The following is a 13,034-nucleotide window of genomic DNA, read 5'->3' on the forward strand; positions in this document are numbered from 1 at the left end:
ATCAGGGCTGGGAGGTGCCGCCCGCCTTCGCGGCTTCGCGACCGCTTTCCTTTGCGGCCGTCACGACCTGGCCGATCGCGTCCGACAGCTTATTGCGAATCGCATCCTTGGGAGCGAGTTCGTTGAGCTGCTCGCGTCCCGCATCGCGCGCCGCCGCCAGCGCGGCCGCGGTCGTTCCCGCGATTCGCTTGCCCACCGGGGCCAGCGCCTGGCGCTCGCGCTCGCTGCGCGGCAGCAGCGCGCCGACGAGTGCGCCGACCGCCAATCCACCGACCAGTACCGCCATCGGCGCATTCTCGACGCTTTCGCCAGCGCGTTGCGCGACATCGCCCGCCCGCGCGCGGCTTTGCGAATAGGCCCCGCCGGCACGTTCCTTGATCGTACCGACCGCCTCCTTGATCCGCTCGGTACGCGGGGTCCGGGTATCGCCGGTGGCGTTCACTTCCTCTGTCATCGATCGGTTCCTTTCAGGATGTCGTCGTTGGATTTGGGTGGAAAGCGATCAACGCCGCCGTTGCGCCGTCGCTCCCACCAGTTGCGGGCCGCCGCGATCAGCGGTTGCCGCGCGATGAGCACCACCGTTGCGACAAACCCCGCAGCGGTCAGCCCCGGCTGGCGCTTCATTGCCGCCAGCCCGTGTTCCGCAGTCGCCTCCGCCCGTGTGCGCAGGCCGGCGACCGCGTCGTCCCGAAGGCGGGCAGGCGCCACCCGCCCCCTGAGTTCCGTGATCGTCGCATTCATCCGCTGGCGCGCCAGATCGGCGGCGAGCCGTGCGGCGCGGGGGTTCGTGGGGGCGGTCATGTAATTTCCTTGGTAGGCAAAGTGACCCGCCGCGCGCGCTGGATGGCCGCACGACCCAGCAGCGCGACAATGACAAGCCCGACGACGAGTACGATCAGCGTCGCCCACGCCAGCCCAACCATCTGGGCGAGCAGCAGCAGCACCCCGACCAACGTGGCCGTCACCACCGCCATCAAAAGGAACAGGGCGGCCGCCGCCAGTCCTGCCGCAATCCCCGCGTGGGTTGCGCGCTCGGCGGCAAGCGCGCGGTAATAATCGCCTTCCGCGCGCGCATAGGCGCGTGCGTCGTGCAACAGTCTAGAGATCAGCGTTCCGATGCCTGCCGCATCGTCTGGTTCGTCCACGGTCCCTGCCCCCTGTCGGCGATCTCGTTCAGGCGTCGCGGCGACCGTCCTCGCCGTCGAAGCCCGAGCGCAGGATGCGCGCGAGAACGAATCCGACCGCAGCGGCGGTGCCGATTGCGACCGCCGGGCTCTTGCGCACGAACTCGCGCACATCGTCGACGATCTCGTCGACCTCCTTGCCGCGCAGATTTTCGGCGAAGCCGGACACCGCACCGGCGGCGGAGCGGGCATACCGCCCATATTGTTCGCCGACGCGTTCATCGACGGTGCCGGCCGCATCGTCGATCATCCGCGCCAGTTCATCGAGCACGCCGGTCGCGCGTTCCTTGCCCTGCGCGGCAAACCCCCGGGCCTGCTCGGTCGCCTTGCCGGTGAGTTTCTCCGCCTGCTCGCGCACGGCCTCGCGCGCCTTGCTGGTGCGGGTGCCGTCGCTCGTGCCCGCGTCGGCCATCGCCATGTCGCCACCGGCGGTATCCGCGGCCAGCGGGTCGATGGTCGGCTCGGCCGGGTGCGTCGCCAGCGCGGCATCATCGAAGGCCGGCGTGACGGGCAGGGGGACGGCGGGGGTTTCCTCGGGGGCGTTCTGATTGGCCATGACTTGGGTTTCCCTCAAAAGAATAAGTTCGCGCTCGTTTCAGACAACATCGTCCGAAGGCGGGGGTTCCGTCCGGCACGGCGGCAATTGCTCCGCTCCGCGACAGCCGATAGAGGCAGCGCCGGGTGGCCCGTCCGTCCACGGCCAATACCTAGGGAGATCATTCCATGACCGCAATCATCGACATCCACGCGCGCCAGATTCTGGACAGCCGCGGCAACCCGACGGTGGAGGTCGATGTGATGCTGGAGGACGGCAGCTTCGGCCGCGCCGCGGTCCCCTCCGGCGCGTCGACCGGCGCGCATGAGGCCGTCGAGCGGCGCGACGGCGACAAGAGCCGGTACCTGGGCAAGGGCGTGCTGGCGGCGGTCGAGGCAGTGAATGCCGACCTTGCGGAAGCAGTGCTGGGCATGGACGCCGAGGACCAGAGCGACATCGACATGGCGATGATCGAGGCGGACGGCACCGAGAACAAGGGCCGGCTGGGTGCCAACGCGATCCTGGGCGTCAGCCTGGCTGTGGCAAAGGCGGCGGCGGATGCGCGCGGCCTGCCGCTCTATCGCTATGTCGGCGGGGTGTCGGCGCTGGTCCTGCCGGTGCCGATGATGAACATCATCAATGGCGGCGAACATGCCGACAATCCGATCGACTTCCAGGAATTCATGGTGATGCCGGTCGGCGCGCCCAGCCTGGCCGAGGCGGTGCGGTGCGGCGCGGAGATTTTCCACACGCTCAAGAAGAAGCTGCATGACAAGGGGCTGGCGACCGCGGTCGGCGACGAGGGCGGCTTCGCCCCCAACCTGGCGAGCACCACCGACGCGCTCGACTTCATCATGGCAAGCATCGAGGCGGCGGGCTACACGCCCGGCGACGACGTCATGCTGGCGCTCGACTGCGCCGCGACCGAGTTCTTCAAGAACGGCAAGTACGAGATGGTCGGCGAGGGCAAGTCGCTGACCCCGCACGAAATGGCCGATTATCTGGCCGATCTGGCGGCGCGTTATCCGATCCTGTCGATCGAGGACGGGATGAGCGAGGATGATTTCGAGGGCTGGAAGGCGCTGACCGACAAGATCGGCAACAAGGTCCAGCTGGTCGGCGACGATTTGTTCGTCACCAATCCCAAGCGGCTGGCGATGGGCATCGACAAGGGCCTGGCCAATTCGCTGCTGGTCAAGGTCAACCAGATCGGCACGCTGACCGAGACGCTGGCAGCGGTCAGCCTGGCGACGCGGTCGTCCTACACCGCGGTGATGTCGCATCGTTCGGGCGAGACCGAGGATGCGACGATCGCCGACCTGGCGGTCGCCACCAATTGCGGGCAGATCAAGACGGGCAGCCTCGCGCGCTCCGACCGGCTCGCCAAGTACAACCAGCTGATCCGCATCGAGGAAGAGCTGGGCGATGCCGGCGTCTATGCCGGGCGGAGCGTGCTGCGCGGGTGACGGGCTGACGCTGAGCCGCCACCGTCTCGGCAAACCCGCGCGAATCCCTCGAAGTTGCGGAAGTTGCGGGCTGTGCAGGATTCGCGCGGGAGGGCGCGGCGCGGCGATGATGCAGGAGTGACGGGAAAAGGGGCGAATTACGCCATGCGGGGAGGATGGCATGGGGGTGCAGTGTAGGACAGGGGGGGGCAAAGGCCCTCCCGACCTCAATTCGCGCGGGTGACCCGGGCGGCGAAGCATCCCCGCTTGGCGAAATGGATATGCAGATAGGCGGCACGGGGATCCGCGAACTGGCGCTCGATCAGATCGACCGCGCGGGTGCCGTCGATGACGTCGGCGTCGACCATCATCCCGGTCGTGTCGAACGCGCGGATCGACAGCAGCCGCGCGGCGATCACCGGGGGGATGGTATCCACGAACTGTGCCGCCGCTCGCGAGCCGCTGGCGACATAGATGGCGTGGGCCGAGCGATAGGGTGACAATGCCGGCTGGTGCTCGAAATTGAGCAGCAGCAGCCGATCGCCCCTTGCCGCGCCGGCGAGGGATATGCGGCAGGGATAATCGTCATTGTCGGCGTAAACCGTCACAATGCCGTTGCGTGCAAGCGCCGCGTCGCTCTTGGCGAAGAGTGGCGCAAACTGCGCCGGGGCGAGTCTTCGATCCGAAACGACATCTGTGTCTCCTCTCGGACATGTCATTGGCATGGGGCGGGTGGCGGCGCGTCCCGCTTGTTGCGGCCAATGCACCGCGCGCCTGCTTCGGGCGCAAGGAACGGGATGTCATTGCGGGCAATGCTGCCAGCAAGAGCGCGTCACATCGTCCAACGGGGGAAGTATGCGCAGCACTGAAAAGGGGATGGCGTCCTCGCTCGGGATCGCCAGCCTGATCGGCTTCGTCGCGTCACAAGCGGTTCGCGATGTTTATCTCGGCCATCTTTTCGGTCAGCTTGGCTTATTCGAAGTAGCCGCGCTCGCTTTCGGGACCGCCGCACTGGTGTTCGGGGCGGCGTTGCTGGTGTTCAGCCCGGATCAGCTTCGGTTGCTGATCCGTGGCTGGCGAACCGTGTTGCTCCTCAACCTGACGACGGCGATGGCCTGGCTGAGCTATTTCCAGGCACTGCGTCTGGTGGAACCGGCCGCAGTGAACCTGGCGTTCAGCGGAATTGCGCCGGTCGCCGTCATGGCGCTGGGTGCGCTCGGCCTGACCAGCCAAGGCGAGCGACGGCCGGGTAACGCCGAGCGGGCTATGCATTGGGGCCTGGCCTGCTGTGTATTGGCGCTTGCCTTGACCATCGGGGCGATCGGTGTGTCGCTCGCCGCGATGGCCGGGACTGCCATCGCCGCTGAAACCATTTACGCCAAGCGCTTCAATCATCTTGGCGTGTCGCCGCTCGCCGTCGTGGGCTCCCGCTTTTTGTTGGTCGCGGTGATCGCCGGATCGGTTGCCGCGACGCTCCCCCAGCCGTTCAACGGCATGTCCGCAATCGAGATGGGGGGACAGGCGGTTATCTTTCTCGCGATCCTCATCGGCCCGATCTATCTGGCACAGGCCGGAGTGGCGCTGACGTCGCCCCTTGTGGCCGGCGCGATCTGCGCGCTCGGCCCGGTCGCCACGCTGGTGCTGCAGACGGCGTCCGGGGCGGCGGAATTGTCCGCGACGATGCTGGCAATCACGGCGATTTACGCAATCCTGGCGGTCATTGGCTCGGTACTCGCGTCACGAGGCGCCGGTCGAGGCGGCGCTGCGTCGGCCGCTCGGACCGCGAGCGAGGCGCCGGGGTCAATGGCCGTAGAGTGAAGGGGGCGCAGGCCCCCCAGACCAACCACCCGCCAGTCTGTTCTCGGCTTTGCAGACTTCCGGGCCGCCAAGAACTTCGGCAAAGTCGCTCAGCGGTGCGGCCTGGGCTGAGCGGCTGAGCGGCTAAAGCTCCCGTCGGACCTGGGCGTAGGCGAAGAGCGCGAACAGGCCGGTCCCGCCGATGATGTTGCCGGCAAGGGCGGGCAGGATGAAGTCGCGGACCGCCCAGACGAAGGTCGCCTCGCCCGACCAGGCGAGCAGGAACGCCTCCGCCGCGCCGGCGACGACGTGGCTGAACCCGCCAAGTGCGATCACATAGGTGATGACGAGCACGAGCGCGAAATGGTCGCTCTTGGTGCTCGCCAGCAGCCAGGCGATCGATGCGATCAGAAAGCCCGCGGGTATCCCCTGCAGCAGCACGTCGCCCGGCGACTTGCCCAGCAGGCTCATCGAAATCTCGACCATCGCCTGTTGCAGCGGCGGGGCGGCCAGCCCGCCGGCCGCTGCCACCCCGGCGACGGCGAAGGCCCCGATCATGTTGGCCCCGAACACGATCGCCCACAGTCGCCCGAGCCGCGCGAGGTTGGACCGCGTGGGGCGACGCGCGACCGACAGGACGGGAACGACCGTCTGTTCGGTGAACAGCTGCATACGCCCCAGGATCACGATCAGGAAGCCGACCGAATAGCCAAGATCCGCGATCGCCTCGCGCCCGACCATTTCGGGCAGCTTCTCATGCAGCGCGCCCTCCGCGATCACCGATGCGAAAATCGCGACGCCTGCCGCCAGGCCCGACCAGAACAGCGATCCGGACGGCCGTCGCATCTCCTCGTCGCCCGCCTGGCTGATCGACGCGAACAGGGCAGGGGAACGCAGCGGGGCCTGATCGTCGATCTTTTCCTGCTCTGCTTCCGACAGGCCGGAGTCGTCCTTCGCCGCGTCGCCCGCGACCAACGCGTTTCGGGCGACGGGTGATTTGCCGGTTTTCTGCTCGTCCACGACATCCCCCAAAATAGCTGAAGCCGTAACGTTTGGCCGGGCGGTCGGTTGCGGTGGCCCCTTGTCCATTGCGCGCGGGCCATTGGCCAAGCCGCAAATCCGCTCAAGGGTGCAGCCTCTGCGCTCGAAGCGCGGGCGCATCGCGTCATGGTTACCAAAAGCTGTTGATCGCGGGCGCGGCTTGCGTAATGACGGGACATGGCACGATCAGCAAATATTCGATCCCTGGTCAGCCGGGCCGGCGTGCCCGCGCTGTCGATGATCTTCATGCTGTTCTTCGGCTATTATGCGGTGCTCGGGCCGAATGGCGTGTTGCGCTACGGCGACTATGTCCGCCAGCGCGAGGTCAAGGCCGCGCAGTTTGCCGAGCTGCAACAGGCCCGCGCCGAACTTCGCAATCGCGTCCGCCTGCTCGACCAGAAGCGCGCCGATCCCGACATGGTCGACGAGCTGGTTCGCACCAAGCTGAACGTCGTGCATCCCAACGAAGTCATCATCCCGCTCGAATAGGCGCGCTGCGGCGGTCCGGATCGCGTCGCATACGAATGGATCGCGATGCGGCGAGGGTGACGTTTGCGTGAACATTGCACGCGGCCGCGCTTCGCGCTTATAGGCGGGCACATCTTTCCCTTCCCCAGGAACGAGGACCCTCGACACGTGGCCAAGGCACCGGCGCAGCGCGCGAAAAGTGAACCCGCCATCCCCAATCGCGAGCGCCCCGACGAACCGGTGCGGTTCGAGGCGAGCAAGGACCAGCTGCTCGACTTCTACAAGCAGATGCTGCTCATCCGCCGGTTCGAGGAAAAGGCCGGTCAGCTTTACGGGCTCGGCCTGATCGGCGGCTTCTGCCACCTCTATATCGGCCAGGAAGCGGTCGCGGTGGGCCTGCAATCGGCGCTGACCGACAAGGATAGCGTCATCACCGGCTATCGCGACCACGGCCATATGCTGTTGTGCGGCATTCCGCCGCGCGACGTGATGGCCGAACTGACCGGGCGCCAGGCGGGCATTTCGAAGGGCAAGGGCGGCTCGATGCACATGTTCAGCGTCGAGCATAAATTCTATGGCGGTCACGGCATCGTCGGCGCGCAGGTGTCGCTGGGCGCGGGCCTGGCGTTCAGCCACAAGTACAACGACGACGGTGGCGTGTGCCTCGCCTATTTCGGCGACGGCGCGGCCAATCAGGGCCAGGTGTACGAAAGCCTGAACATGGCCGAGCTGTGGAAGCTGCCGATCATCTTCGTCATTGAAAACAACCAGTATGCGATGGGCACCAGCGTCAATCGCGCCTCGGCCGAGGACCAGCTCTATCGCCGGGGCGAGAGCTTTCGCGTGCCGGGGCTCCAGGTCGACGGCATGGACGTGCTGGCCGCGCGCGGTGCCGCCGAGACCGCGCTCGCCTGGGTCCGCGCGGGCAAGGGGCCGATCATCCTGGAGATGAAGACCTATCGCTATCGCGGCCATTCGATGTCCGATCCCGCCAAATACCGGTCGCGCGACGAGGTGCAGTCGGTCCGCGAAAAGTCCGACCCGATCGAGCAATGCAAGCGCGAGCTGGAGGCGATCGGCGTCAAGGAAGACGAGCTGAAGGCGATCGAGGCGGAAATCCGCAAGGTGGTGAACGACGCCGCCGACTTTGCCGAAACCACGCCCGAGCCCGACGCGGCCGAACTGTACACCGATGTGCTGGTGGAGACCTACTGAGATGGCGATCGAACTGAAGATGCCGGCGCTGTCGCCCACGATGGAAGAAGGCACGCTGGCCAAGTGGCTGGTCAAGGAAGGCGACACGGTCAAGTCGGGTGATATCCTGGCCGAGATCGAGACCGACAAGGCGACGATGGAATTCGAAGCGGTCGACGAAGGCACGATCGCGCAGATCCTCGTTGCCGAGGGCACCGACGGGGTGAAGGTCGGCACCGTGATCGCGACGATGGCGGGCGAGGGCGAGGGTGCCGCAAGCGTCGCCCCGGCGAAGGCCGGGGCCGATGGGGACGGCGCGCAACAGCCAGCGGCCCCGGCCTCCGCCGGGGCGACGGAAGGGGCGGGCGAGAACGGCGCACGCACGCCCGAGCCGCTCAAATCGACCGCGCGCACGCCCGACCCGGAAGTCCCCGCCGGCACCGAGATGTTCAAGCAAACCGTGCGCGAGGCGCTTCGCGATGCGATGGCCGAGGAAATGCGTGCCGACCCGCGCGTGTTCGTGATGGGCGAGGAAGTCGCCGAATATCAGGGCGCGTACAAGGTGACCCAGGGCCTGCTCGACGAGTTCGGGCCAAAGCGGGTGATCGACACGCCGATCACCGAATATGGTTTTGCCGGCGTCGGTACCGGCGCGGCGATGGGCGGCCTGCGCCCGATCGTCGAGTTCATGACCTTCAACTTCGCGATGCAGGCGATCGACCACATCATCAATTCGGCGGCCAAGACCAATTACATGTCGGGCGGCCAGATGCGCTGCCCGATCGTGTTCCGCGGCCCCAATGGCGCGGCGAGCCGGGTGGCCGCGCAGCACAGCCAGAATTACGGGCCGTGGTATGCCAGCGTCCCCGGTCTGATCGTCATCGCGCCCTATGACGCGGCGGATGCCAAGGGGCTGATGAAGGCGGCGATCCGCACCGACGATCCGGTCGTGTTCCTGGAAAACGAGCTGCTCTACGGCCGAAGCTTCGAAGTGCCCAAGATCGACGATTATGTCCTGCCGATCGGCAAGGCGCGGATCATGCGCGCGGGCAAGGATGTCACGATCGTCAGCTACTCGATCGGCGTCGGCCTTGCGCTCGAAGCCGCGGAGAAGCTGGCGGGCGAGGGGATTGACGCGGAAGTCATCGACCTGCGCACACTGCGCCCGCTCGACACCCAGACGGTGCTTGGCAGCCTGAAGAAGACCAACCGCATGGTGGTGGTGGAGGAAGGCTGGCCGACCTGCTCGATCGCGTCCGAGCTTGCCGCGGTGGCGATGGAACAGGGGTTCGACGATCTCGACGCCCCGGTGCTGCGCGTGACGAACGAGGACGTGCCGCTACCCTATGCCGCCAATCTGGAAAAGCTGGCGCTGGTCAGCGCCGACCGCGTGGTCGCGGCGGTGAAGAAGGTGACCTATCGCTGATCCGGTTGACGTGTTCGGAGAAGGCGGGGCGGCGGTGTCGCCCCGCCTCGCCGCAGTCATCCGGTCGAAGCGTCAGCAGGTCGACGGCGTGAGGCCGGAAACCGGATAGACCTGGGACAGGTCGCGGCGGTCGCGAACCATCATCGCCGCATATTCCATCATCAGCGAATCCGGCGCGAATTCCGTCTCGATCAGCGGCTGATATTCGTAGAAGATCTGCACGAACATCGTTGCGTTGTTGTCCGTCACGGTCGCCTGTCGGCCGACGGGTCCAATTCCGTCAAGGTTGGCGTCGCCCTCGTCTCCGAAGGTCGAGGCATGCTCGACCTTGGCACCGGTGCAGCGTTGCCAGCGGATGCGGTATTTGCCCGCATTTGCGGGATCGATCTCCAGGCTGGACAGGATGATGCGGCCGTTATTGGCGATGTCGAGCGTTCCCGACTGCAAAGCCGCGCCAATGAATAGATCGTTGATATCGCCCTCGTTGATCTGCTTGGCCTGGAGCTGCGTGCCGCGGCCGATCCGCGCGGCATTGTCGACGACCTGAAGGGCGAGCTGGCTCACCCGCATCCGGGTCGTGATGTAGTTGGTCAGCTCCGCGCCGCTCAGCGACAGCAGCAGCATGAAGGGCAGGGTATAGGCGAACTCGATCAGCGCCACGCCGCTCCGGTCGCGGCGCAGCGTCGACAGCCGACGGAACATGACAGCGCGGCTCATGTGCAATATCTCGTCTGCGGGGTGGCGAAGGCTTCCTGGTCGCCATAGGGCTGGTTGCGCAGCACCGTCGTGGCGGTCACGGTCTTCGATTCCGGTCCACCGACAAAGGCGTAGAACGGAAACACCGACGGATAGGTGACCCTGACGCTGTAGATCACCGCGTCCTTGGCGCCGCCCTGGCCGTCGCGGCCCAGATTGGCTTCCCACGTGCCTTTGCCGTTCTCGTCGGTATAGGCCTCGCCATTGTTGCAGGCGCCGTTCGGCTCCGACAACGTGTCTTCATAGGGCTCGCCGGTGTTCCACTCACCATCGCCGTTCGAGTCGGTGAATACCTCGCCATAGGTATAGCGCCCGTTGGCGCCCCCTTCGGGCATGTCGGTGAAGGGCTCGTAGCGACGCTGTGCCTGCTCGTAGGTCGTGAAGAATTGACGCGAGATTTGCACGACCGCCCGGTTGTTGAGCTTGCCGATTTCGGTGCGGACCAGCCCGTCGAGGACGGTTTGCCGCGCATCGAGTTGACCGCCCTCAAGCGTCCCGTCGCGCGCGGTCTTCTGGACGATCCCCTGCGTCATCGACGTCATGTACAGCGTGTGCGCAATGTCCATGCCGCCGAGCAGCAGAACGGTCATCACCGGCGCGATCATCGCGAATTCGACCAGCGTTGTTCCCCGCTCGTTGCGGACCAGCGCTGTGCCGAGGCGATCGTACCACGTCATTGCGTCAGCCTCAGCTGCGAGATCTGGTTGGCGATGTCGTTGAACGTCTGCTGGAGCTGCGTCGAATTACGCGCGCTGAAGAAGCGGCTCGGGCTGGCGCAGCTCGTCATCTGGCCCTCGATCGTCGGGTTCGACGTCCCGAACCAGATCACCCACAGCGTGATGTTCTTGTTCTTGATCGCCGAACAGATCGCCTGCGTGCGCGCGTTGACCTGCTGCGTCAGCGTGCCGGTAGTGCTGCAGCCTTCGGTCGGCTCGACGGCCGCATCGGTCTGCCGGCGATCGTACCAGGACAGACCATAGGCCTGGTAATTGGCCACCGAGGTGCACGCGTCACCGTCGGTCATGAACACCAGGTGCCGTTCGATTTCACCACCTTCGGGCGTGAACCGGTTATCGTCGGCGAACAGGCCCGTCGGCGACATCAGTCGTCCGCCCCAGATCAGCCCGATGTCGTGATAGGTATTGCCGTTCGCCGTCAGCGAGTCGACATATGCTTCGAACGCTGATGCCGTCGCCCATTCGGTCAACCGTGTCGCAGGCGTGCTGCAGTTGAAATTACCGGTGCTGAAATTGTTGAAGCTGCGGATTTCATTCAGCGACCGCGCGCTTGTGTTGTCATAGTTTTCCTTGCGCTGATAAGTCACGGGAAGCGCCGGACGCCACCGAGTCGAGGGGCTGGTCAGCTCTGGAACACGATCGATATCGAGGTCGAGCGCGTTTGGATCGATCGGATAATAGCTCGTCGCGCGCACCGTGTCGCGTTCCTCGATACAGCCTGCCCAGCTGATCGCGCTGGTGCTGAGCGGCAACGTGACAGAATCGTTCCACCCGGTGCCGTTTTTCAGCCCCGACACGTCGAACTCGACCGGCTTGTACATCCATGCGTTCAACGTGACCGACGACGGCGTGCCGACCGGAACCTCTGTCAGCGTGAACGTACGGTCATAGCTGCGTGTGCGCGTGCGGTATTTGCACCCGTTGTTGCCTGCTGCGTAGGAGACGAATTGATACTCGCGGTCGCGCCATTGCCGCTTTGATTTGAAGGTGCCGATCGGCAGGTTGGCTTCGGAATCCTCGAAGCCGGCGCCCCAGTTATTGTTCCGTGGCTCGTCCCGCTCCGCCGGTTGGAGAAATGCTTCGCACAATTCCCTGGTCGCGGTGGTGGTGCTCTGGTTGTTGGACCAGTTGCTCCAATTCCCCTTGGTCCCGTCGACATAGCCGCCAGGCATCCCGCCGACGGTTACTCGCTCACGCGATTGGTAGGTCCAGCGGTCGACCAGCCACTCCGGCCGGAGCAGCTTTCCGACATTGGCGTTGGTCGCATAGGGAACGAAGCCGAACCGGATCTGTGTTTCCCCGCCGGTGCCGCCGCTCGGGTCGCCCGCGATGCAGGCCGCGGCAGTATTGAGCCGCGCCAGCGTTTCATAGAAGCACTTCACTGCGACCTTCAGCCCGGTCAGCTTGCTTTCGCTGTCGCCGGGGAGCGTCGAGTCCATCGATCCGGTCACGTCGAGCACGAACATCACATCTGTGTTCGGCAGGCGCATTTCGGCGTCGCAGCTGACCGACAGCGAGCGCTGTTCGCTGCCGAAGACGCGCATGAGCGTCATCGGCACCTGGGCGGTGGCGACACCCGTTACTTTGCCCGCCGATTCAGTATAGGTCGCCGCGATATTCGACGCGCCATAGGCGCTGGTGCCGATGTTCGACGAGAAGAAGCGCTGGGCGACCTCGTTCGGCATGTTGTTGCTCTGGGACCACAGGCCGCCGCCCATCGCCTTGCGCCCCGCCAGCGCACCGGCGTCGCAGGCATGCTGAAGCCGCGTCTTGACGAGGTAGAGGCGGCTGAGGTCGAGCCCGCCACCGATCATGCCGGCCATCGGAAAGATCGCCGCCGCCATGATCGCCATGGTGTTGCCGCGCGTGTCGCGCGCCAGCCTGACGAGGAAGGGGCGCGACGCATCCGTGCTTGCAATAGCGCGCTTTTTCATTCCTGTGCCTAATCCAATTCCCGGTTCAACGACCTTCTGTGGCACGCCAATGGATAAGTACGGTTGAAGACGCGTGGTTAATCCCGAGGAAAGCTTTGCGGGGCGCGATCCGGAGCGCGCGATCGTGCTCGCCTATGCGCCGACGGCGGCGCGGGCGGGTTTCGCGGCGTTGCTGGACCTCGATGACACGCTGGCCGCGGTCCTGCGCGGCAAGGGGGAACCGATGCTGGCGCAAATGCGGCTGACCTGGTGGCATGACGCCATCAGCAAGCTCGATTCCGCGCCGCCGCCCGCACAGCCGGTGCTGCAGGCGCTGGCCGCAGCCTGCGTCGCACGGGGCGTGCCGGTCGGCGACATGGCGGGGATGATCGAGGGGTGGGAGACGCTGCTCGATGCCCCCGTGCTCGATGACGTCACGCTGTCCGCCTATGCCGAGAAGCGGGGCGCGGTCCTGTTCGACTGCGCGGCGCGGCTGGCGGGGGCGGAGGCGCGCGCGGCGACCGCGGCAGGCGGGCGG

The 13,034-nt window shown here is 65.9% G+C and carries 15 protein-coding genes; 6 read left to right on the forward strand and 9 right to left on the reverse strand.

The annotated features are described in order from the left end of the window. Position 1: 1 nt before the first annotated feature. The 4 genes from AX676_RS09820 to AX676_RS18070 are packed head-to-tail and all read right to left on the reverse strand — an operon-like array spanning position 2 to position 1,740. Positions 2–454 (reverse strand): hypothetical protein, encoded by a 453-nt coding sequence (locus tag AX676_RS09820; RefSeq protein WP_066546537.1) that lies wholly within the window; start codon positions 452–454, stop codon positions 2–4. Beyond that, a complete protein-coding gene (locus tag AX676_RS09825) occupies positions 451–801 on the reverse strand; it encodes a hypothetical protein (protein WP_066479475.1) in 351 nt (116 codons plus the stop codon). The genes AX676_RS09820 and AX676_RS09825 overlap by 4 nt, the downstream gene beginning before the upstream one ends. Next, positions 798–1,145, reverse strand: a complete 348-nt coding sequence (locus tag AX676_RS17295) for a phage holin family protein (protein ID WP_066760200.1) — start codon at positions 1,143–1,145, stop codon at positions 798–800. The genes AX676_RS09825 and AX676_RS17295 overlap by 4 nt, the downstream gene beginning before the upstream one ends. Before the next feature lie 28 nt (positions 1,146–1,173). After that, the gene (locus tag AX676_RS18070) at positions 1,174–1,740 is read right to left on the reverse strand and encodes a hypothetical protein (protein ID WP_197417035.1); all 567 of its coding nucleotides are present in this window, start codon (positions 1,738–1,740) and stop codon (positions 1,174–1,176) included. Positions 1,741–1,907: 167 nt separating this feature from the next. Between AX676_RS18070 and eno the strand changes: the two genes are divergently transcribed. Further along, a complete protein-coding gene (gene eno / locus AX676_RS09840; protein ID WP_066479471.1) occupies positions 1,908–3,185 on the forward strand; it encodes a phosphopyruvate hydratase in 1,278 nt (425 codons plus the stop codon). A 206-nt stretch (positions 3,186–3,391) separates the two neighbouring features. Here the strand turns inward: eno and AX676_RS09845 are convergent, their stop codons facing one another. Beyond that, on the reverse strand, positions 3,392–3,772 hold the full coding sequence (locus AX676_RS09845) for a DUF1203 domain-containing protein (RefSeq protein ID WP_231725995.1): 381 nt from the start codon (positions 3,770–3,772) through the stop codon (positions 3,392–3,394). Positions 3,773–4,019: 247 nt separating this feature from the next. Here AX676_RS09845 and AX676_RS09850 point away from each other — a divergent pair, with 247 nt between their 5' ends. Further along, positions 4,020–4,982, forward strand: a complete 963-nt coding sequence (locus AX676_RS09850) for a hypothetical protein (protein ID WP_066479470.1) — start codon at positions 4,020–4,022, stop codon at positions 4,980–4,982. Between the two features lie 123 nt (positions 4,983–5,105). On the opposite strand, the gene AX676_RS09855 is transcribed toward AX676_RS09850, so the two are convergent. Beyond that, on the reverse strand, positions 5,106–5,981 hold the full coding sequence (locus tag AX676_RS09855; RefSeq protein ID WP_197417036.1) for a formate/nitrite transporter family protein: 876 nt from the start codon (positions 5,979–5,981) through the stop codon (positions 5,106–5,108). Between the two features lie 198 nt (positions 5,982–6,179). On the opposite strand from AX676_RS09855, the gene AX676_RS09860 reads away from it, so the two are divergent. From AX676_RS09860 to AX676_RS09870, 3 genes are all read left to right on the forward strand, one after another. Further along, entirely contained in the window at positions 6,180–6,491 is a 312-nt protein-coding gene (locus AX676_RS09860) for an FtsB family cell division protein (protein ID WP_066479466.1), read from the forward strand. Positions 6,492–6,638: 147 nt separating this feature from the next. Beyond that, positions 6,639–7,685, forward strand: a complete 1,047-nt coding sequence (gene pdhA / locus AX676_RS09865; RefSeq protein ID WP_066479463.1) for a pyruvate dehydrogenase (acetyl-transferring) E1 component subunit alpha — start codon at positions 6,639–6,641, stop codon at positions 7,683–7,685. A 1-nt stretch (position 7,686) separates the two neighbouring features. Continuing rightward, on the forward strand, positions 7,687–9,090 hold the full coding sequence (locus AX676_RS09870) for a pyruvate dehydrogenase complex E1 component subunit beta (RefSeq protein ID WP_066479460.1): 1,404 nt from the start codon (positions 7,687–7,689) through the stop codon (positions 9,088–9,090). Positions 9,091–9,162: 72 nt separating this feature from the next. On the opposite strand, the gene AX676_RS09875 is transcribed toward AX676_RS09870, so the two are convergent. From AX676_RS09875 to AX676_RS09885, 3 genes are read right to left on the reverse strand one after another with little or no spacing between them, the layout of a single operon-like run. Beyond that, the gene (locus tag AX676_RS09875) at positions 9,163–9,807 is read right to left on the reverse strand and encodes a TadE/TadG family type IV pilus assembly protein (protein ID WP_066479458.1); all 645 of its coding nucleotides are present in this window, start codon (positions 9,805–9,807) and stop codon (positions 9,163–9,165) included. Further along, positions 9,804–10,523, reverse strand: a complete 720-nt coding sequence (locus tag AX676_RS09880) for a TadE/TadG family type IV pilus assembly protein (RefSeq protein ID WP_066544238.1) — start codon at positions 10,521–10,523, stop codon at positions 9,804–9,806. The genes AX676_RS09875 and AX676_RS09880 overlap by 4 nt, the downstream gene beginning before the upstream one ends. Beyond that, positions 10,520–12,517, reverse strand: a complete 1,998-nt coding sequence (locus AX676_RS09885) for a TadE/TadG family type IV pilus assembly protein (RefSeq protein ID WP_066479453.1) — start codon at positions 12,515–12,517, stop codon at positions 10,520–10,522. Before AX676_RS09885 ends, AX676_RS09880 begins: the two co-directional genes overlap by 4 nt. A 73-nt stretch (positions 12,518–12,590) precedes the next feature. Here AX676_RS09885 and AX676_RS09890 point away from each other — a divergent pair. Next, positions 12,591–13,034 (forward strand): squalene/phytoene synthase family protein (locus tag AX676_RS09890; RefSeq protein WP_197417798.1); only part of this gene is annotated, 444 nt, incomplete at its 3' end.

Source organism: Sphingomonas sp. CCH21-G11 (assembly GCF_001555965.1).
Classification (GTDB): Bacteria; Pseudomonadota; Alphaproteobacteria; order Sphingomonadales; family Sphingomonadaceae; genus Sphingomonas.

Coding starts and splice junctions, on each gene's coding strand:
- AX676_RS09885 (WP_066479453.1), bottom strand. CDS start 12,517: ATGAAAAAGCGCGCTATTGCAAGCACGGATGCGTCGCGCCCCTTCCTC.
- eno (WP_066479471.1), top strand. CDS start 1,908: ATGACCGCAATCATCGACATCCACGCGCGCCAGATTCTGGACAGCCGC.
- AX676_RS09880 (WP_066544238.1), bottom strand. CDS start 10,523: ATGACGTGGTACGATCGCCTCGGCACAGCGCTGGTCCGCAACGAGCGG.
- AX676_RS09850 (WP_066479470.1), top strand. CDS start 4,020: ATGCGCAGCACTGAAAAGGGGATGGCGTCCTCGCTCGGGATCGCCAGC.
- AX676_RS09820 (WP_066546537.1), bottom strand. CDS start 454: ATGACAGAGGAAGTGAACGCCACCGGCGATACCCGGACCCCGCGTACC.
- AX676_RS18070 (WP_197417035.1), bottom strand. CDS start 1,740: ATGGCCAATCAGAACGCCCCCGAGGAAACCCCCGCCGTCCCCCTGCCC.
- AX676_RS09860 (WP_066479466.1), top strand. CDS start 6,180: ATGGCACGATCAGCAAATATTCGATCCCTGGTCAGCCGGGCCGGCGTG.
- AX676_RS09825 (WP_066479475.1), bottom strand. CDS start 801: ATGACCGCCCCCACGAACCCCCGCGCCGCACGGCTCGCCGCCGATCTG.
- AX676_RS09875 (WP_066479458.1), bottom strand. CDS start 9,807: ATGAGCCGCGCTGTCATGTTCCGTCGGCTGTCGACGCTGCGCCGCGAC.
- AX676_RS09870 (WP_066479460.1), top strand. CDS start 7,687: ATGGCGATCGAACTGAAGATGCCGGCGCTGTCGCCCACGATGGAAGAA.